General features: G+C 59.4%; 17 protein-coding genes. 11 read left to right on the top strand and 6 right to left on the bottom strand.

Going from position 1 to position 20589, the window contains the following annotated elements; all coding sequences use genetic code 11:
• The coding region (locus F3H35_RS17095) for a DEAD/DEAH box helicase (RefSeq protein WP_149780748.1) at window positions 1-2011 on the bottom strand (2011 nt) is incomplete at its 3' end.
• Window positions 2012-4696 (bottom strand): DNA methyltransferase, encoded by a 2685-nt coding sequence (locus F3H35_RS17090; RefSeq protein WP_149780747.1) that lies wholly within the window; start codon window positions 4694-4696, stop codon window positions 2012-2014.
• 267 nt (window positions 4697-4963) lie between these two features.
• On the opposite strand from F3H35_RS17090, the gene F3H35_RS17085 reads away from it, so the two are divergent.
• Both F3H35_RS17085 and F3H35_RS19065 read left to right on the top strand, forming a co-directional pair.
• Complete coding sequence (locus tag F3H35_RS17085) at window positions 4964-5881, top strand: DMT family transporter (protein ID WP_149780746.1); 918 nt, start codon at window positions 4964-4966, stop codon at window positions 5879-5881.
• Between the two features lie 125 nt (window positions 5882-6006).
• Window positions 6007-6225 (top strand): GDCCVxC domain-containing (seleno)protein, encoded by a 219-nt coding sequence (locus F3H35_RS19065; RefSeq protein WP_149780745.1) that lies wholly within the window; start codon window positions 6007-6009, stop codon window positions 6223-6225.
• Between the two features lie 65 nt (window positions 6226-6290).
• Here F3H35_RS19065 and F3H35_RS17075 read toward each other — a convergent pair whose 3' ends face one another.
• The gene (locus F3H35_RS17075) at window positions 6291-6626 is read right to left on the bottom strand and encodes an SHOCT domain-containing protein (protein WP_149780744.1); all 336 of its coding nucleotides are present in this window, start codon (window positions 6624-6626) and stop codon (window positions 6291-6293) included.
• 293 nt (window positions 6627-6919) lie between these two features.
• Here F3H35_RS17075 and F3H35_RS17070 point away from each other — a divergent pair, with 293 nt between their 5' ends.
• The gene (locus F3H35_RS17070) at window positions 6920-7624 is read left to right on the top strand and encodes an EF-hand domain-containing protein (RefSeq protein ID WP_223228457.1); all 705 of its coding nucleotides are present in this window, start codon (window positions 6920-6922) and stop codon (window positions 7622-7624) included.
• Window positions 7625-7692: 68 nt separating this feature from the next.
• Window positions 7693-8079, top strand: a complete 387-nt coding sequence (locus F3H35_RS17065; RefSeq protein WP_149780743.1) for a DUF302 domain-containing protein — start codon at window positions 7693-7695, stop codon at window positions 8077-8079.
• Window positions 8080-8102: 23 nt separating this feature from the next.
• Here F3H35_RS17065 and F3H35_RS17060 read toward each other — a convergent pair whose 3' ends face one another.
• The gene (locus F3H35_RS17060) at window positions 8103-8450 is read right to left on the bottom strand and encodes a c-type cytochrome (RefSeq protein WP_223228458.1); all 348 of its coding nucleotides are present in this window, start codon (window positions 8448-8450) and stop codon (window positions 8103-8105) included.
• A gap of 612 nt (window positions 8451-9062) precedes the next feature.
• On the bottom strand, window positions 9063-10448 hold the full coding sequence (locus F3H35_RS17055) for an IS1182 family transposase (protein ID WP_149780741.1): 1386 nt from the start codon (window positions 10446-10448) through the stop codon (window positions 9063-9065).
• An 851-nt stretch (window positions 10449-11299) separates the two neighbouring features.
• On the opposite strand from F3H35_RS17055, the gene F3H35_RS17050 reads away from it, so the two are divergent.
• The 7 genes from F3H35_RS17050 (at window position 11300) to F3H35_RS17020 (ending at window position 17994) form a co-directional block, all read left to right on the top strand.
• Window positions 11300-12651 (top strand): IS3 family transposase gene (locus F3H35_RS17050; RefSeq protein ID WP_149780740.1). Its coding sequence is split into 2 segments (ribosomal slippage): window positions 11300-11636 and window positions 11636-12651, totalling 1353 coding nucleotides; the frame shifts between segments, so codons are not numbered across the junction.
• Between the two features lie 45 nt (window positions 12652-12696).
• Window positions 12697-13317, top strand: coding sequence for a HupE/UreJ family protein (locus F3H35_RS17045; protein WP_149780739.1), 621 nt, complete (start codon window positions 12697-12699; stop codon window positions 13315-13317).
• A 16-nt stretch (window positions 13318-13333) separates the two neighbouring features.
• Window positions 13334-13945 carry a transmembrane anchor protein gene (locus F3H35_RS17040; RefSeq protein ID WP_149780738.1) on the top strand — a complete coding sequence of 204 codons (612 nt, stop codon included), beginning with the start codon at window positions 13334-13336 and terminating at the stop codon, window positions 13943-13945.
• A gap of 245 nt (window positions 13946-14190) precedes the next feature.
• A complete protein-coding gene (locus F3H35_RS17035; protein ID WP_149780737.1) occupies window positions 14191-15225 on the top strand; it encodes an IS110 family RNA-guided transposase in 1035 nt (344 codons plus the stop codon).
• Window positions 15226-16040: 815 nt separating this feature from the next.
• Window positions 16041-16625: a c-type cytochrome gene (locus F3H35_RS17030; RefSeq protein WP_149780736.1), complete on the top strand. Its 585-nt coding sequence runs from the start codon at window positions 16041-16043 to the stop codon at window positions 16623-16625.
• A gap of 2 nt (window positions 16626-16627) precedes the next feature.
• Window positions 16628-17533: a c-type cytochrome gene (locus tag F3H35_RS17025; RefSeq protein WP_149780735.1), complete on the top strand. Its 906-nt coding sequence runs from the start codon at window positions 16628-16630 to the stop codon at window positions 17531-17533.
• A 35-nt stretch (window positions 17534-17568) separates the two neighbouring features.
• The gene (locus tag F3H35_RS17020; protein WP_149780734.1) at window positions 17569-17994 is read left to right on the top strand and encodes a c-type cytochrome; all 426 of its coding nucleotides are present in this window, start codon (window positions 17569-17571) and stop codon (window positions 17992-17994) included.
• Window positions 17995-18058: 64 nt separating this feature from the next.
• Here F3H35_RS17020 and F3H35_RS17015 read toward each other — a convergent pair whose 3' ends face one another.
• Entirely contained in the window at window positions 18059-20410 is a 2352-nt protein-coding gene (locus F3H35_RS17015) for a heavy metal translocating P-type ATPase (RefSeq protein ID WP_149780733.1), read from the bottom strand.
• Between the last annotated feature and the right edge of the window lie 179 nt (window positions 20411-20589).

Raw genomic sequence — 20589 nt, 5'->3', positions numbered from 1 at the left:
TATAGGCATGGGCTTCCGCAAGGCGCTTCTCCAACGGATCGGCCGAATGAGGGTTGGGTTCGCGGCCTTCCTGCGCCCGAAACCGCTTGATGCGCGGCCACAGTGTCAGCGCTTCTTTTTCAGTCATCTGGATGCGCTGAGAGATCATCGCGTCCTGGATGGTCTTCAAGAGTGGCGTGTCGAAGGCGCGCGACGCGACGTCGAAGCCTTCCTTGAACGGGTTCACGCTGTCGATCAGGTCGATATCCAGTTCACGGACATTCACGAACCGCTTCACCATGTTCATCAGGGACAGGTTCTCCGACGGCTCAGCGTCGTACTCCTCGCCCTCTTCAGCAAACCCGCCTTCTTGCGATGCGCGTTTCGCCATGCCGATCAGGTTCATCCGCGCGGCAAGGTCCTGGCGCACGGATTCTGTTTCGTCGTCTGACAGGTTCTCGTAGGTCGTCTCTATGATGTCCGTCAGCACCATTTGTGTGGCCACCTCGGGTGCCACGTCATCCGCGACAACGCGCCGGTCCATAGCTTGACAAGCCTTGGCCACCAGCTCGTTCATATCGTTCTCAACGATAGCACGGGCGCGAGGCGTCGGCGGTTCCATCAAGCCCCTTATACCGATATGCACCGTGCCGTCCTTCGTCGTCTCCACAGGCGCGCGGATATCGCCGTCTTCACGTCGATAGAACTTGAAGTTGGGCGCGAGCACCTGCTCCATCAGCATCGCACCCGAAATCGCCTTGAGCATGTCGTTGACCGCGTCCGCCACGACCGTGGTTTCCACGCCAGGCTCGGCGACGAGGTTGGTGAACTGGGCGTGGGGCTTGCCGGGTGCATCGCGGGTGGCCCGACCGATGATCTGGACGATCTCCGTCAGGGAATTCCGATAGCCGATGGTCAGCGCATGCTCGCACCATGGCCAGTCAAACCCCTCCTTGGCCATGCCGAGGGCAATGATGATGTCCACTTTGGCCCGATCCGCTTCGTCGTCTCGCTTACCATCCGAGCCCTTTGCCTCCGCCTGCAACGCGGCCTTGACGCGCGAGCGCCCGTCGCCGTCATCCACGAGGTCAGCGATCTTCAGAACCTTGCCGTCCGAGGCGCGTTTCACCAAATCGAACCCAGTGTCCGGATCACGGCCCACATGCTCGCCAATCGCGCCCATGATCAAACCGACCTCGTCATGCTTCTCGCCAAAGGCTTCCGCCGATCCACGGTGCGGGATATGGATGATCGTCTTGCGGTCCGTGTCGAGCACGTCTGGGATCGCCGAGATATATCGCCCCCGGTAGAACGAGTAGGAAATCCCCAGCGACTTCAGGTGCTCATAGCCTTCAAGCTGCTCATAGTAGCTGTAGGTGATAGACTTGAACCGCGCCTCATCCTCGGGGCGCAGAACCGGTACGCTGTCGCCACGGAAATAGGAGCCGGTCATTGCCATCACGTGGGCTTTCTCGCGGGCCAGCAGCTTGCGAAGGATCTCCCCAAGGCGGTTGTCATCGGCCGCCGCAACGTGGTGGAACTCGTCGATAGCGATCATGCAATCGTCAAAGGCCTCTACGCCGCGCGCTTTTTCGATGGCGTCGAAGGCAAAGCGGAACGTGGCATGGGTGCAGACGATGACGCTGGCGTCGCTGTCTATGAAGGCCTCAAACGCCTTCACTTTTTGCGATTTCGCCATGCCGTCCTCGCCCGACAGGCAGAGGTTCCATTGCGGCTCCACCTCCCAATCGGCCCAGAAACCGTAGGAGGTCAGGTTGGTTGAGCGGAAGGAACTGCCGATTGAGGTTTCGGGCACCGCGACGATCACCTTTTTCACGCCCTGGTTTTCCAGCTTGTCGAGCGCGAGGAACATCAAGGCACGGGACTTGCCCGCCGCCGGGGGCGCCTTCAGCAGCAGGAACTGCGCGGCGCGCGCCTCATAGACGCGGGCCTGCATCGGGCGCTGGCCAAGGCTGTTCGTCTTGGCATCCGCCCCGGAATGGCCATAGGTCATACGCACAAGATCAACCATTTATGCAGCCTCTTCCTTTTTCAGCTTTTCGATCCGCGCGGCATAAAGCTTGAACAGCCGCTCCAGCCGCTCGGTATCGTTGCGGAACGGACGCCCGATATACATCGTCTCGAGCAATTCGTCATTCTGGCGGTGCACCTCGCGCAGGTCGTCTGGCATGTCGTCGGGGTCGTACAGCTGCGCGATGGTCTTGGGGTGGTGCATGTAGCGCGTCTTGAGGATCGAGCGGGCTGAGGCGTTTAGTGCCTCCAGTTGATCGTCGGTGAAGCGAGGCACGGGGAAGGTGTTCCAGCCAAGCGTGTTGGAATAGCGGAAATCCGATTTGAGCTTGCCGCAGACCGTACCGATCCAGACCAGATGAAGGCGCGAGGCGATGAGGGCGAGGCACCATTCGGGTGCGTCGTAGAGGGCAAAATTGAGGTTGGAAGCAATAACGTCTGCGCCAACACGCTCGACGGGCAGGTAGGGGCGCCGTTCGGAAGTGACACCCGGAACCAGAATTGCCGAGCTTCTTGGGGCGTAGTGCTCTCGAAATTGATGGGGGCGTTCTGCCAAGTCTCTACCCGCCTTATCCTTCATATCGAGGCGCGCGGCGCGCGTTGCCTCGATCATTTTCCGGACGCCTACGATTTTCGTTGCTTCTTCGAGTTTCTCATCATCGATCCACAGGCAGTATCTTTCGATTCCCTTTACCACTTCCTGTGAACCCATAAAGCGGCGGACAAATTCGGCAGCTTCTGGATGATGGTCCAAGAGCTGATCCCTTTCAGATGGTTTCATCAAGAGCTTACCAGCGTCGTAGGGCATGTTTCCGAATTGCATTTCGGGCAGCCCAAACAGTGAAGTGTTTAAGCGCCTGACGACCATGTCACTCATATTCAATAGGTAGGAATTGATGTGCGAAGCGGGTGTCTTCAGATCGCCATCAAACAGGGTCTTCGGCGCATTCGAGCGGTTTCTGATTCCAACAATAACGCACATCACGGCTGCATTGGCTGATGCGTTGTTACGCCATTTGAAAGTGCGATGTGCAAAACCGATTTCGCGCCCGCCTCCTAGAATCAAAGGCCATATTGTTGAGGCAGCATCGCCTTGCGCAATCGAGTTTGTAGCCACGAGCGCTGCCTGTGCAGGGCGATCTTTAATATACTGCCCTGCCTTGTAGAACCAGCCGACCACGTAGTCGAACGCCTTATAGTTCACCCCCAAATCACCAAAGAGAAGATCCTTGTCGGCCTTATGAGATGCCTCTTGTTGCGCTTTGCCCAAGAACGGTGGATTGCCAGCGATGAAGACCTCTTCGTCGTCGCTTGGGGGTGGGCAAACGCGGTTCCAGTCCAATCTTAGCGAGTTTTCGCAAACGATGTTCCCACCATCTCGCAGGGGTAGGGCCGGGGCTGTATTCCCGAACATCTCACCGAACCGCGCATTGGCCTGATACTCCGCGATGAAAAGTGCCAGTTTCGCCGTCTCCGCGGCGAAATCCGTGATCTCGATCCCGTAGAAATTCGCCAGCCGCACGCCAGAGAACATCTGCGCCGAGGCCCCGCCATCCAGCTGCGCCAGACGCTCCAGCACACGTATCTCCCGCGCACGAAGCTCGCGATAGGCGACGACAAGGAAGTTGCCCGATCCGCAGGCCGGGTCGAACACCCGTATCCCCTCGATCCGTTTCAGCACCCTTGCCAGCGCCTTGCGGCTATCGCCAGCCTTCTCGATCTGCTCATCCAGATCATCAAGGAAGAGCGGCCCCAGCACCTTGAGGATGTTCGGCACCGAAGTGTAGTGCATCCCCAGTTCGGACCGTTTGTCCGGATCGGCGACTGACTGAATCATTGACCCGAAGATATCCGGGTTGATCTCTTGCCAATCGAGCTGGCAGGCGTCCTGAAGGTAGCGATAGGCGCCGCGGTCGAATTTCGGCACGTCCAGTGCATCGGCGAAAAGCCCGCCGTTCACGTAGGGAAAGGCATCAGCCCAGGCTGGCAGGTCCTGACGCCGGCCATTGGGTAGGTTCATCGCGGCAAAGGCCGAGGCGATACACGCCTGCGCCTCCTCCCCTTTGTCGCCCGCATGGGTGAAGATCAGGCGCGAGAACAGGTTGTTTTCAAAGATGCCCACGTCCTCTGCAAACATGCAGAAGATTAGCCGCGTCATCAGTTGGTTCAGGTCATGCCGCCGTTCCGGTGTCTTCCAGTCCGGGTTCTTCTTGAGAAGCGCATCATAGAGCTTGGCCAGTCGCCCCGCCGCCTTGACGTCGACCTCGTTCTCTTCCGCCGCCTTGTAGCGGGACATGCCAGCCGCTGGCAGGAAGAACCCGAAGTGATGATGCAGGTCGGCGAACTTTATGTGCAGGCTGTCACCCGAAGCGACATGTTCGGCGGACAAGTCGACACCGTCGGTGGCCAGCAGGATCGCCGGTTTGTGGGTGGTGGTCTTCTTGTCCGACCGGATCATCGACAGGCCTTGGTCCACCGCTCCCGGGTCAGTCACAATGGCATAAAACTTGCGGTTCATCAGGACCGCGCAGGGCACTTTCGATTTGTTGATCGTCCCACTGCGGAGCTTTGAGACCGTGGCCTGCGGACTTCCCATGGCCGCGGCGAACGCAAACGGGAACTCGCCGCCGTCGAACGGGCGAGCAGCGATTTCTTCCAGGGCGTCTGCGATTTCCGTAGGGTTCATGTAAGGTCCGTCGGTAAACTCATACGAATGCTACAGAAATTTTGGGGCGATGACGATAGCGACTATGCCTGAAAGGGCCCAATTGGGCCGTCTCCAATGAGATGACGTGCGTTGGTACCACGGCACCATTTTAACCGATCGTGAAATTACTGGCGATTTTGGTCCAGCGAGAACTCGGCAGCAACCGCCGGCAATGTCGCAAATGGGTGATCGGCACACTGGCCTGGAGGTTAATCTTAACGAAGTGACATCTTTTATCGGCCGGACATGACATCAATCACCACAGCCCCTTCCACTACGGATGCCCACAAGTACGGTGTCCTGTTCGTCTTTGCGGCGGGGGTTCTTTGGTCAACGGTCGGCCTTGGCATTCGCCTGATCGAAGATGCTGTCGTGTGGCAGATACTGCTCTATCGGTCGGTCAGCATGTCGCTGTTTCTCTACGTGCTTATCTGCGTGCGGTCTGGCGAAAGCCCGTTTGTTCAGATCCGCCGCATCGGCGCCCCTGCCATCATCGCAGGGCTTTCACTGGTCGCAGCCTATTCCGGCGGTATCTACGCGATCCAGAACACCTCGGTCGCAAATGCCATGCTTCTGTTTGCGACAGCACCGTTTATGGCTGCGGTGCTCGGATGGATAGTGCTGCGAGAACCTGTCCGCGCCGCAACCTGGATAGCGATCGCCGTCGCAATCGGCGGGATCGGGATCATGGTCGCCGACAAGTCCGGAGGCGTCGCCCTAAAGGGCAGCCTCGCCGCGCTTGGATCAGCCTTCGGTTTTGCTGTCTTCACCGTGGCGCTGCGATGGGGGCGCACAGGAGAAATGCTGCCCGCGGTGTTCCTGTCTGGCCTCTTCGCGATCGTCATCACTTCGGCCATATGCTTGGGCCTCGGGCTCTCCTTCGTGCTGAGCCCCAGTGATGGCGGCATTGCAATGGGCATGGGGGTATTCCAGGTCGGCGCAGGTCTGATCCTCTACACATTAGGATCGCGTAGCCTACCCGCCGCAGAACTCGCCCTTTTGTCCTTAGCCGAAGTGCTACTCGGACCACTCTGGGTCTGGCTGTTTCTCGGGGAAACCGCGACTGCGAACACTCTGATCGGAGGTGCTGTTCTGCTCGCGGCCATTGCGGGCAATGCGCTTTCGGGCAAGCGAAGAAAACCACCGCCAATCACGGCTCCTTAGAACCGCAACCACGGCCCGGAGCCGCCGTTCGTGACTTACGCCGAGAATGACGGGAATTAGCCCAGAGAACACGTTGGGCTCCGTGGAAAGTATACTGTCTATCCAGATAATGTTATGGTTCTGTTATGTCGGATCGAACAATTGTCTTTGAAAGCACTATCACCTGCCCGTACTGCAGTATTTCTTCGATCGAGACTATGCCGACCGACAGCTGTCAGTGGTTTTACGAGTGCAAATCCTGCGGACGGATCGTGAAGCCGCTCCCAGGTGATTGTTGTGTTTTCTGCTCATATGGTACGGTGCCGTGCCCACCGATCCAACAAGGCGATAGCTGCTGCGGGTAAACCGCGTCCGTGGCATCCCTCGAAAAATACCCGTTCCAAGCACGGGTCACCAGGTCGCGAGTAATTCAGCTCTCTTCGCGTAGGGTTTTCATCCGCTCCCGGTATTCCTCCGGCTCGATTTCACCTTTCGCAAGCCTGTCCTGCAAAATCTGCTCCGCTGAACTGTTACCTTGACCGCCTGTAGAGCTCCCATTGTCGCGATCGATGAACCACTTTACAGCCAGTATCGTGATTACGATCAAGGCGCCCCAGAAGAGCAGCATGAACATTCCTCCAAAAAAACTGTGACCGTAACCGCCACCACCCCACATATGGCCATAATACTCTCGGCCATCTCCCGGTGAGGCATAAGCGGGCAGACTGGCGACAAGGGCTGCTGTTGTGAATGCGAAGAGTTTCATTGCGGGATTCCTTTTGTTTTTCAGAAAAGGATTCACTTAGTGTCTGACACTAAGCGCAATCCTTCGCGCAAAATCTCATACAGCAGGCAGGCTCTGCGCTTGGCTTGCAAGACAGCTCACATAATCGTGTGCGAAAACGTCACGCCACTTAAGTTCTCCACGATCATATCTTTGATGGACCTGCGGCTATCGGAGCGAAGCGCACAGATCGCATTTTTTGAATGCGAGGGGTTGGGTCGCCCAGATGCGTTTCATACGTGATAAGCTGAGAACACAAAAAAGGAGGAGCTGCTATGAAACGGATCACCACACCGACGCTTGCCCTGGCCGCGCTTTTGGCTATGGGCTTTTCAGCGGGGTCCGCGATGTCCCATGACACTGGCCGGCAGGGATCTGTCGCCACAATGCCAATGCATGGCATGGGCATGGGTGATGCCCACGGATGGGAGCATGGCCAAGGCTACATGCATGGGTCCGGCATGATGCAAGGCTACGGTATGATGGGCGGTCCCGGCATGATGGGTCATCCTGGCATGATGGGCGGGCCTGGTATGATGCCTGGTCAAGGTGGCGGTTATCATGGCGGGCCCATGATGCACGGCTACGGCATGATGAGCGGCGGAGGCATGATGGGCCACCCAGGTATGATGGGTGGCATGTTCAGCCGCTTTGACAATGACGGCGATGGAAGAATGTCGCCGGGTGAGATGCGTGAAGGGTTTGCGGCACGTATGGAAGAGTTCGACAGCGATGGCGACGGCAGCATGACTCTCGAAGAGTTCGAGGCCTTCCACGCTGCAATGATCCGCAACATGGTCGTGGATCATTTCCAGGCACTCGATGAAAATGGTGACGGCCGGATCACCAGCGATGAGATGAGTGCGCCAGCGGACCGGATGGAACGCTTCCAGAACATGCAACAACGCTGGCGTGACAATCACATGCAGGGTGGTCAGCCTCGCGGCATGGGCAATGGTCGCATGATGAACGACGACTAAGCCTTCCCAAACGAAACACGATAACGGACCGCCTCTGCGCGGTCCGTTTTCCTTTAAGGAGAACCAATATGAGCTACACGATAAACCGCACCATCACCGGAGCCACGCTCGAAGATGTTGATACGCGGACCCGGTCGGCGCTATCTGACCACGGCTTCGGGGTGCTGACAGAGATCGACGTCCAGAGCACTTTGAAGAAGAAAATCGGAGCCGAAATTGATGGCTACCGTATTCTTGGCGCTTGCAACCCGAACATGGCCCATGAAGCACTGCAGGTCGAACCGCAAGTCGGGGCAATGCTGCCCTGTAACGTAATCCTGCGCGAGGTTGACGATGGTGTGGAGGTCAGCGCTATCGACCCAGTTGCCTCGATGCAGGCAATCGACAACGATGACCTTAAGCATGTAGCGGGCCAGGTGCGAGACATGCTCTCACAGGTCGTGAACGAAGTCTGATTTTGTGCCGCGCTTTCCCAGGGCTATCTGGGCTCTGGGAAGCCGGCCCGCATGTAGGTAATGATTTTCCAAATTTCTGACCGTGACAGGGCATGCTTGAACGCCGGCATGTCCGTGCCGAAGTTCGCCCCTCCTTCGGAGATGGCCCACAGAAGATATGCGTCAGCCGCCATTGGCGACTGCACGAAGTAGGTCAGGATTGCCGGCGACGGTTCCAAACTGCGGGCCGCCATGCCATTTCCAAGGCCGCGCGGCCCATGGCAGGAAGCGCAGTTCTGACGATATAGCGCCGCGCCCGATCGTACGGTGCTCTCAGTTGCCTGAAATGGGTTCCGCGCACTTTGGTAGGCACTCGGAACACCTTGGTTCATGTAGGTCCAATGGCGAATGGCGCGCTGCCGTTGGCTTCCATGCATCTCTTGCCATTGCCAGCCATGGTGCCACATGGGTCCGGGTCCCATGTGGCCGCCTCCCCACCAGTCAGAAGAGTGACGAACGCGCTCCTGGTCGCAGCCGGAGATTGTGGCTGAGCCGATTGCAAGCACTGTCAGTAAAGAAAATCTCTTAAGAGTTCGAAGCATCTCGCGCTCCTTTCGAGCAGGATTTGCGTCAAAACAAAAATCGTCAAACGCATGATTGCTCGATCGAATTGTGCTGGTTTTGGAGGCTCAAAGCAATCTCGCATGTTTTCGTACGAGGAATGCTTGGATTTCACTAAAAATTGCACGCCACGAGTTGAAAGCCCGGCATTTCGACGGCTGCGGCCAAAAGCTCGCCGATGTAAATCTCATCGATCACAACCTACACCCGACAAGTCCGCGTTGCTGCCGCTGACTGAAGCGTAGATCAATGACCGCGGCCGGATGCGAGCCGACCTTCAGCCTGTGCGCAGCTAACGACCGTTCTGAGCCGATTCTGTGGAAAAACTAACGTTTGCGAGCGCAGAAATGGCTGTTCCAAATGCGGTGCGAGCGCCTTTCCTATCAGGCTTTTCGCGTTTGCTGCGGTGCGGGAAAGACCTTGGCCAATTTCCGGAGGTTCTGGGCGGTGGCGGCGAGGAGGAATTCGTCATTTGCACCGCATGGGCCACGTAATCGGAGCCTTCCGAGGCCGAGGATGCGTTTGAGGTGGGCGAAGAGCATCTCGACCTTCTTCCGAAGTTTCATCGAGATGTCATATTGGCGGGTCTTCGCAATGTCTCGAGCGACTTGGCGGGCATCTTCATGTTCCTCGCGGGTGATGGACCGGAAGTCCATGTTCGGGCAGCAGCGTGACTTCGAGGGGCAGGCTTGGCAGGTAAGCTTCAGGCCGCGGTATTTGGCGACGCCCTTGCCGGTCGGCCCTCGGTTCGGGTCGGAATAATTCCGGCGGAACTGCTTCAGCTCGTGACCCTCTGGGCAGATGTATTGGTCGTTATCGGCGTCCCACTCGAAGTCCGCCCGCGTCCAGGTGCCGTCGTTGCGCCCGGACTTGTCTATGACCGGGATGTGGGGCGCGATCTTGCGATCAACCAGCCAACCCAGTAGTGGCCCGGTGCCATAGGCAGTGTCCGCAATCAGCCGTTCAGGATGCAGACCGAACCTGCCCTTCACCCGCTTCAGCATGGTCTTGGTCGATCCTACCTCGGCCTGCCGGATCGACCTCGTGGCTTCCACATCGACAATCACGCCATGATCCGTGTCGATCAGGTAGTTGTCGGAATAGCTGAAGAAAGCGGGCCCCTTGCGCGCGGCGGTCCACTGGCTGGCCGGGTCCGAATGCGAGGTGAACTTGGGCTGGACCTCGCTGGCCGCACCGAATGCTGCCTTGTCCAGCGTGTGGAGATACTCGCGCACGGCGCGGGGTGCATCCGCCGGGTCGATGCTCGCTGCGTCCCAGTCGTCCTTCGGCGTAGAGTTCTGCTTGTTCGCGTCCGCTTCAATGAGGCTGGCATCGATGGCCATGCGTTGGCCGCTGACCAAGCCTTCTTCGAGGCAGCGTGCGACGGTTGTCTCGAACAGGTGGCGCAGTAGTTCGCTGTCGCGGAACCGACCGTGACGGTTCTTGGAAAACGTCGAGTGATCCGGCACACGGTCGCTCAGGTCGAGGCGGCAGAACCAGCGATACGCGAGGTTCAGATGCACCTCTTCACAAAGTCGCCGCTCGGACCGGATACCGAAGCAATACCCGACCAGCAGCATGCGGATCAGGAGCTCGGGGTCGACGGACGGGCGGCCTGTATGGCTGTAGAAATCGTCGAGGAAGGTACGGATGCCGGACAGATCCACAAACCGGTCGATGGAGCGAAGCAGGTGGTTCTGCGGGACATGATCCTCAAGCGAGAACTCGTAAAACAGCGCCGGTTGCGCCTCCTGCCGCGGTCCCATCATCGCCGATCCTCCCATCTTATGCGGGAATTGAATCAGCCAAGGGCACCCCGATCAAGAGCGAGTTTTTCAACAAAATAAGCCCAGACTAGATGATCCTGCGCATTTGGTATCGCCTTATCGGCAGATGCCTGCCGTTCGCGAAAGCCAGCTTGTTGTTTTCGTTCGTCGACAGTATTTAAAAATGTCGGAAAACGATAGCTACAGGCACCTACCACATATGCTGATTACGCGGGCACAGATCAAAAGCCTTTTTGTAGCACTGTTGTGCATCGCGTTAGTCTTCTGGTCGGCACTTCCGTCTTTCACGCATACACCGTCCGTCTTTGAAACGATCAAGGATCACCTAGAGATTGTCGAGAATCATGGCCATTCGCATGGATTCGAGGAAGCCCTCTATTGGGCCATGCACGGCCATAGCCACGAAACGACAGATCACGACCACAACACGGCTTTCATACTGGCAGGCCGAAGCACTGAACCGGCACCCGAAACAAGCAAGGTTTGGCGTCCTTCCGTATCGGAGAACGGACCGTACCGAAAGTTCCGTATAGACCGGCCTCCGCGCGCTTGATCGTCACCGCGCGAGCCTCGCGCGTCACCGATCAATTCAAAGAAACTGCGGAGACTATCCATGAAAACTCTCTCACGGGATTACAAGGGCAATATTATGCTATTTGCAATCCTCGCTTTATTCACGTTGGTTCTGATCCCGAGCACGGCCTTGGCCCATGACGTCACTCCTGGTGACGCGGGCTACATCCAAGAATGTCTGGCGTCAGCGCCAATGGGACAGTTTAGAGTGATTTGATAAGAGAGGGTTTCTGGCACATCTTAACCACCAAGGAGTGGAGATGAGACAGAAACCCGGAACCAAGCAGAGCCACGGCGAAAAGGTCGTCAAGGACATCCGTCGAGCGACGCGCAAACAGTATTCAGCTGAAGAGAAGATCCGGATCGTGCTGGATGGCCTGAAGGGCGAGGACAGCATTGCGGAGCTGTGCCGCCGCGAAGGCATCGCTCAGAGCCTTTATTACAGCTGGTCCAAGGAGTTCCTCGAAGCCGGGAAGAAGCGCTTGGCGGGCGATACGGCCCGCGCAGCGACCTCAACCGAGGTGAAAGACCTTCGTCGGGAATCCCGCGATTTAAAAGAGGTCGTCGCTGAGCAGGCCCTGGAACTTCGACTGCTCAAAAAAAGCATGATCGCGGATGGGGACGACGACGAATGAGATACCCCGCATCCGAGAAACTTGAGATCATCAAGTTGGTCGAGCAGTCGCATCTGCCGACCAAGCGTACGCTGGACAAGCTGGGCATTCCCCGGACCACGTTCTATCGCTGGTATGACCGTTATCTGGCCGGTGGCCCTGAGGCCCTGGAGGATCGGCACCCCAAGCCATCACGGGTCTGGAACCGCATTCCCGAGCCCATTCGCGAGAAAATCAAGGACCTGGCTCTGAAAGAAAGCGATCTGTCACCGCGCGAACTGGCCGTGCAGTTCACCGACACGGAAAAGTATTTTGTGTCAGAGGCTTCGGTCTATCGCATCCTCAAGTCCTACGACCTCATCACCAGCCCGGCCTACGTGGTTCTATCGGCGGCAGACGAGTTCAAGGACAAGACAACACGGCCAAACCAGCTGTGGCAGACTGACTTTACCTATCTCAAGGTCATCGGTTGGGGCTGGTTCTATCTGTCCACGATCCTGGACGACCACAGTCGATACATCATCGCATGGAAGCTCTGCACCACGATGAAGGCGAGCGACGTGACCGACACTCTGGACCTGGCGCTGCAAGCTTCAGGCTGTGATCAGGCAACCGTTCTGCACAAGCCACGTTTGCTATCGGACAATGGCGCCAGTTACATCTCCGGCGATTTGGCCAATTGGCTGGAAGATCAGCAAATGGATCACGTCCGTGGCGCACCTTATCACCCGCAAACCCAGGGCAAGATCGAACGTTGGCATCAGACGCTGAAGAACCGCATCCTGCTGGAAAACTACTACCTTCCGGGAGACCTCCAGCAGCAGATCGCTGCCTTCGTCGATCACTACAACCACCAGCGCTACCACGAGAGCTTGCAGAACCTCACACCCGCCGACGTCTACTTCGGGCGCGGACACGCCATTCTAAAACAACGAGAAAGGATCAAACGAAAGACCATCGAAACGCGACGCTTGCTTCACCGCAAATCCGCCGCATAATCAATCCAACCAGATGAGCCAAACCCTCTCTTACATCAGACCGCCATCTGTCCCAAAATCCCTGAAGACGGACACATCCAAGAAATATGGGGCGTTCATATCATCCCCTTCCTCTACCTGGGGGCCAAGCACATGATAACGGGATACGACCACATCCTGTTTCTACTGGGCGTCGTCTTCTTCCTCTATCACATGAAGGACGTAGCAATTTACGTCAGCCTCTTCGCGGTCGGCCATTCCGTTACCATGCTCTTAGGTGTGTGGTTCGGCTGGGGCATTAACGCCTATATCATTGACGCCATCATTGGTTTGTCTGTGGTGTATAAGGCGCTCGATAATCTCGGCGCGTTTCAGAAATGGTTGGGGTTCCAGCCCGACACCAAGGCCGCGACGTTGATATTCGGCCTTTTCCACGGCACCGGCCTTGCTTCGAAAATCCTCGAATACAATATCGCTGACGATGGGCTTTTGGCCAACCTGCTTGCCTTCAATGTCGGGGTCGAGGTGGGTCAGCTTCTGGCACTCTTCGTGATCCTGATCGTCATGGGCTATTGGCGGCGCAGTCCGAACTTCATGCGTCAGGCCACCTACGCAAACATCATCATGGCCGGTCTGGGCGTGTTGCTGACCTATCAGCAAATCGCCGGATACATCGCCAGCACATAAACGTCGGAGAAACCTCATGCACAACACACCTAAACCCAAGCTGGAAGACCTGCCGGCCAAGGCACAGCTTCGCCGTTCGTCGATCATCGCCGGTCTCGGGGCGGTGGCCCTTGGCGTCATGGTCTACATGCCCGCAGAACTCGGGAAAGACCCTACTGGGGTTGGCAGCTTTCTCGGGCTGACTAAGATGGGCGAAATCAAGCAGCAGCTTGCCGCAGAAGCCGCCGCGGATGCAGAAACACACGGAGAGGCCTCCTCTTCACTGATTAACGACGTTTTCGATCTCTTCGTCGGCACGGCCCATGCCCAGGAAGCTTGGCGGGACGAGATTACCTTTACCCTCGCGCCTGGAGAATACACCGAGATCAAGGCGACGATGGAAGCGGGCGCAACCCTGTTCTACGAGTGGAGATCCAGCGGGGGCCGGATCAATTTCGATCTTCACGCTCACTCGGGAGATGACGCGGTAACTTACGAAAAAGGAAGAGGTGAAACGTCAGGCGAAGGCAGCTTCGAGACACCTTTCGCAGGTGATCACGGCTGGTTCTGGCGGAATCGCGATGACACAGACGTGACCGTTACTCTTCTGTTGCGCGGCGATTACAGCGGCATCGTTCGCGACGAGTAATTGAATGTTTAGCGCATCCCTGAAGTGGGGTGCGCTAAACATAGCCAACATTGGCGCAATTGCATCGAAGGCCAGCTTAGTTTTCGCATAGTGGCTATTGACGCCTAGCGCAGCAAAGGATCTTTTTCCGCCCTATCTGCCGACTCGTTGCGAGCGGCCCATAGCATGCGTAATTGGGCTGACCCTGAACAGAGGTCGAGCTCCCGGTAGGATCACAGGGAAACTGTGAACAAGGGAGATTTCGAATGGTATATTATGCTGGCTTGGATGTATCGCTGCGATCCTGCGCGGTTTGTGTTGTCGACGGCAATGGCGCGGTTCTGCATGAGCGAGACCTGCCGTGCGAGATCGAAGAGATTGCGGGCTACCTGACCGCACTTTCCTTTCCAATCGAACGCATTGGCTTTGAGTCCGGCACCTTGAGCCAGCATTTGTTCTACGGATTGAAGGCCGAAGGGTTCGACGTCGTCTGCATGGAGGCGCGCCAAGTGAGCGCTGCGCTGTCGGCGATGCGCAACAAGACAGATCGCAACGATGCACGCGGCATTGCTCAAATCTTGCGGACGGGTTGGTTCAGCCCTGTTCATATGAAAAGCCGCGAGGCGCACGGGGTTCGAGCCCTGCTGAGCACGCGCAAGGCGCTGCTGAGCAAAACCATTGATCTGGCCAATGAGGTACGTGGGTTGCTGAAGATATTTGGCATTCGCCTGCCGAAGACGGTGAAGCATGGCAGCTTCGACGGCGTCGTCCGGCCGATGATCGAGATGGATGAGGTTCTTGCCGATGCCATGCTGCCGCTGCTCGATGCCCGGCTGGTTCTGTATCAGCACTTCCTGGAGCTCGACCGACGGGTCAAACGCGCCGCCAGTCAGGATGAGGTCTGCATGCGCATGATGACAGTCCCCGGCGTTGGCCCGATTGCGGCTTTGACCTTCAAGGCTGCCGTCGATGATCCCGCGCGGTTCAAAAGGTCTCGCACCGTGGCAGCCCACTTCGGCCTGACGCCCCGGCGATACCAATCCGGAGAACGCGACAACCCTGGCCGGATATCGAAGGCCGGAGATCGAGATGTGAGGGCAACGCTCTATGCCGCCGCCAATGCCTTGTTGATGCGAACCATGGCAGGATCGCAGATCAAGTCATGGGGCATGCGATTGATGCGTACCAAAGGGCGTCGCCGCGCCGTTGTGGCTGTTGCGCGCAAATTAGCCGTACTGCTTCACCGTATGTGGGCGGATGGCACGGAGTTCCGTTCAGAGAAAGTGGAGGGCATGGCATGATCTGACTGCCCAACACCAATCTGGACGGGATCGTCCTCACCGGACGAGGTCCGTGGATGAAGCCGAAAATGTCTGCTGCGCCATCAAGCGCGTCTCAAAGCGAGGCTCTCCACTGCCAATCCGACACATGCGTGCAGCGATGCCCCACGTGGCATCAACCAGACTGCGAAGAGAAGCGTGACCCGGATGAGCGACAACGATCCCAAGCAACAAGGAAAACGAGCTTGACCCAAACGCCCAATTAGAGAAGCAGACGCTAATGTATGTCCCGGCTAATGTCGGCTTCCGGCCCATGCACACGGTTCCACCTGGTGACCGGACGGCATCGTGCGGAGTTGCTGATATGTATCGGCATACCGTTGCCAAACTTCGAAACCGTCCCGCCTTCGTCTTGACAATTCCAGCACTGCATATGCATCGTCAGCGGTATGTTAGTCGCTACATTTCGCATTACCGGATTGGCCGCATTCCTGTCGGTTGTAGTCGTTGTTGTTCTCGCGGCGACGAGCGCGCCAGCATCCGCGCATGCGGCGAATCCGCATGATGTCGCGGCACCCACGGAGGAGCTTGCCGGGGTTGAGAGACAGCATGACGCCGACACATGCTGTCACAAGGCTGGTACCTGTGTCGTGCAATTCCTGCAGTTCATTCCGGCCAGCTTGCCTTCGGATGCGGCAATGAGCCTTGCGCGGCGGAGCTTTGCTGCCAAGCGGTATGCTTCCGTCGCACAGACAACGGACCCGCCCCCGCCGCGACTTTGACCGATGGACAGCCGCCCTGCAGGGCAGACTCTATCGGACCAAGGGAAAACAGGAATGACATTCAGGAAACTGGTACTTTGCGGCGCCGCGCTTGCGGGGCTTTCCGCAGCGGCTTTCGCGCATTCGGGCGCCACCGGCGTGGTCAAGGAGCGCATGGACGCTATGAAATCCATGGGCGACGCCGTCAAACGGATCAAGCCGATGATGTCGGGCGAGGCCGCCTATGACGAAGCCGCCGTCCGCGCGGCCGCGCAGGCCATTGCCGACGAGGCAGGCACGGCGATGACGGAAAAGTTCCCGGAGGGGTCGACCGATCATCCGTCAGAGGTGCTGCAGCGCACCTGGGACGAGTGGAGCCGGTTCACAGGATTGGCCGAGCAGCTCGAAGTGGCCGCGAACGGGCTGGCCCAAGCCGCGGGCAACGGACGGCATGGCGACGGCCACATGATGGGCGATCAGTCAAGCATGATGGGTGGCCAGTCCGGCATGATGGGCGGTGGCATGATGATGGGCAACGGTGATTTCCCGGAGGGAATGACCGCAAGCCAGATCGGCCAGATGCCTGCGGACGGGGCCTTCATGATGCTGACGCAGACTTGCTCGGCCTGCCATGACCGTTATCGCAAGGACGACGACTGATCATGCGACGTATTTTGACAGGTTTCCTGGCCATCACAGCGGTGGCCGGATTGGGCGGCGTCTCGCTTGCCGTTTGGCCCATTGCCGAGCCGCCCAAGCTGGCGGAGCTTGAGGGCGATGCACAGCGGGGCGCGTACCTGGCGCGGGCCGGGGGCTGCATCGCCTGCCATTCGGACCCGGATTCGGGCCGGCCCGCGCTGACCGGCGGGGCCCCGATCAAGACCGGGTTCGGCAGTTTTGTGCCACCGAACCTGACCCCGCACGAGACATCGGGCATCGGCGCGTGGTCCATCGACGCGTTTGCCCGGGCCGTGCGGCAGGGCGTGGCCCCCGACGGCGCGCCCTACTACCCGGCCTTTCCCTATGCGTTTTACGGGCATCTCAGTGATAAGGACATCGCTGACATGTGGGCGGCCTTTCAGGGCGTACCGGCGCAGGAGGTGACGGGCGGCGAGAATGACATCGCCTTTCCTTTCAACCTGCGCTTCGGGCTGAAGCTCTGGCGCGCGGCCTATGCGAAGGGCCCCCCGACCGAGGCCGACCCGGAAAGGTCCGAGGTGTGGAACCGGGGCCGCTGGCTGGTCAACGGCGTCGCGCATTGCGGGGCCTGCCACACCGACCGCAACCTCTTGGGCGGGCGCCGTGCGAGCCAATACCTCGCCGGAAGCGATGATCTGGCGGGGGGTGGCAAGGTGCCGGCGATCCGGCCCGGGTATCTGGCGCAAGCAGGCTGGACCGTGGCATCGCTGGCCTACGGGCTGAAATCCGGGGTCATGCCGGATGGTGACACCTTCGGCAGCGGCATGGGAGAGGTCGTGCGGCACGGCACGGGGTGGCTCAGCGAAGAAGACCGCCGGGCGATGGCCGCCTTCCTTCTGGACACCGACGAGACCGGCGACGGGGGCTGATCCCTGTCCCGGCGCAGCAACACTTGGAGAAACCCATGAACAAGACGCTGATGATCGGCGTTCTGGCCGCCGTACTTGCTGGCGTTGCCTATTACGTGACGCAAACCGGAGAGAGCGGCCCGGGTGCGCCCGCGCAAGGCGCGGCGATGGTCGAGGTCACGCTGCCCGAGGAGCTGTCGCAAAGGGCGCAGGTGGGCGAAAAGGCGTTCAACGCCGTCTGCGCCGATTGCCACGGACAGAACGCGGCGGGAAAGATGGGCAACGGCCCGCCGCTCATTCACAAGATCTACGAGCCGTCGCATCACGGCGATATGGCCTTTCACATGGCTGTGCAGAACGGGGTGCGCGCGCATCACTGGCGGTTTGGCAACATGCCCGCGCAGGAGGGGCTCACGCGCGCCGACGTGGAGAGCATCATCGCCTATGTGCGCGAAGTGCAACGGGTCAACGGGATCAACTGAAGCCCGCCGCTCTGAAAACCCAGATCTGCCGCAGACGACTGCGGCAGGCCTATTGTTACATGTCTCACAGCTTCACGCACCGCAATCGGAGCGCATTGCCGATCACCGAGACGGACGAAAGAGACATCGCCGCCGCCGCGATCATCGGCGAGAGCAGCAGGCCGAAAACCGGATAAAGAATGCCCGCCGCGACCGGCACGCCGGCCGCGTTGTAGACGAAGGCGAAGAACAGGTTCTGCTTGATGTTGCGCAGGGTGGCGAGGGCAAGCTTGCGGGCGCGCACGATGCCCGTCAGATCCCCGCTGAGTAGCGTGATGCCGGCGCTTTCCACTGCCACATCCGCGCCGCTGCCCATGGCGATGCCCACATCCGCAGCCGCCAGTGCAGGCGCGTCGTTCACGCCGTCGCCGGCCATGGCCACGCGCGCGCCCTTGGCGTGCAGCTCGTCCACCAGCGCCTTCTTGTCCTCCGGCAGGACCCCGGCGCGCACATCGTCGATGCCGAGCTTGGCGGCCACGGCCTCGGCCGTGCGCTGATTATCGCCCGTGGCCATGATGACCCGCAGCCCCTCGGCGTGCAGGTCACGGATCGCGCCTTCGGTCGTGTCCTTGATCGGGTCGGCGACGGCGACGATCCCGGCGAGCTTGCCGCCGATGGCGATGTACATCGCGGTTTTGCCCTCCGTGCGCAGCGCATCCGCGCTGTCCTCTGCCTTGCCCGTGTCGATGCCAAGGCTTTCCATCATCGCCGGATTGCCGAGCGCGACGTCCTCGTCATCGACGCGACCCTTCACGCCCTTGCCCGTCACCGCCTCGAACTCCGTGGCGCGCGCGGGTTTTTGGCCCCTCTCACGCGCGCCGCTGACGATGGCCTCGGCCAAGGGGTGCTCTGATCCCGTCTCCAACGCGGCGGCAACCGCGAGCACGTCGGTCTCGTCCCGATCCGACAGGGAGACGACGTCGGTCAGGCGCGGGCGGCCCTCGGTCAGCGTGCCGGTCTTGTCGACGACGAGTGTGTCGACCTTGGCCATGCGTTCCAGCGCCTCGGCGTCCTTGATGAGAACGCCGGCCTGCGCGCCGCGCCCGGCGGCGGTGGTGATCGAGATCGGGGTGGCGAGACCAAGCGCACAGGGGCAGGCTATGATGAGCACCGACACGGCCGAGACGATCGCGAAGGCCAGCGCGGGGTCGGGCCCGATGCTCAGCCAGATAACGAAGGCAATTACGGCCACGGCCACCACAGCAGGCACGAAGATCTCCGACACCTTGTCCGCGAGGCCCTGGATTGGCGCCTTGGAGCGGCGCGCGCCCGCGACCATGTCGACGATCTGCGCCAGCACTGTTTCCGCGCCCACCTGCGTCGCACGGATCGCAAGCGTTCCGTTTTTGTTGGTCGTACCGCCGGTGACGCGATCACCCTCGGTCTTTTCCACCGGCACCGGCTCACCCGTGATCATGCTTTCATCGACCGAGGAGTGCCCTTCGACCACCTCGGCATCGACCGGCACGCTGTCGCCGGGACGCACGCGAAGCATATCGCCCTCGACCACATTCTCCAGTGGCGCGTCGTATTCCGAGCCATCCTGCAAGATGCGCCGTGCGGTCTTCGGCGCGAGATCCATCAGCGCGCGGATGGCATCCCCGGTGCGCTCACGGGCGCGCAGCTCCAGCACCTGGCCCACGAAGATCAGCGTGACGATGACCACGGCGGCCTCGTAATAGGTGCCGACACCCTCGCCCATGCGGTAATCCTCCGGGAAGACCCCGGGCGCGAAGGTGGCAAAGAGCGAGTAGAGATACGCCGCGCCCACGCCGAGAGAGATCAGCGTCCACATGTTGGGAGAGAGATTGCGGACCGAGTCGATCCCGCGCTTGAAGAAGGGCAGCGCGGCCCAGAAGACGATCGGCGTGGCCAGCGCGAACTCGATGTAGACAGACAACTGATGCCCAAGCCAGCCCCGCACGTCGAGGCCGACCATCTCGCCCATGGTCAGCACCATCAGGGGCACCGCCGCCGCCGCGCTGACCCAGAGGCGGCGGGTAAAGTCGGTCAGTTCCTCGCTCGGCTCGTCGCTCGGCACCATCGGCTCCAGCGCCATGCCGCAGACCGGGCAGGCACCGGGTTCGTCCCGGATGATCTCGGGATGCATCGGGCAGGTCCATTGCGTGCCTTGCGCCACGTTGCCCTTGGCCTTTTCGGCGTTGCCGGAGGCATAGAAATAGGGATCGTCGCGAAACTTTTCCTGACAGCCTTCAGAGCAGAAGTGGAAACTTTGCCCATCATAGCTTTCGGTTCGGGTTGTCTCGGTGACCTCGACCGTCATGCCACAAACCGGATCGGTCGCGGTCGGCGCGCCGGCGGGGTTGTCGCCACCGTGGCCGTGGTGGTGGTGGTGGTGCTGCGTCTGCCCGGTCATCGCGTGCTCCTTTCTTTTAGGGTGTTAACGTAGGGCTTCCAGTCACTGGAGGGTCAAGGCCGTGCGCAGTCTCGCCGGTTTTCAGCCCTCGAGGGCGTTTTGTTCGCCTCGCAACGCCTTGTTTTCTTGATGAAAGAAACCCCGTGTCGTCGGCGGGTTCACGAAAAGTTGGGAGAGAG

It is taken from the genome of Roseovarius litoreus, assembly GCF_900142765.1.
Lineage (GTDB): Bacteria > Pseudomonadota > Alphaproteobacteria > Rhodobacterales > Rhodobacteraceae > Roseovarius > Roseovarius litoreus.
Note: the sequence above shows the minus strand (reverse complement) of the source record. Positions and strands in the feature narration are given on the sequence as shown.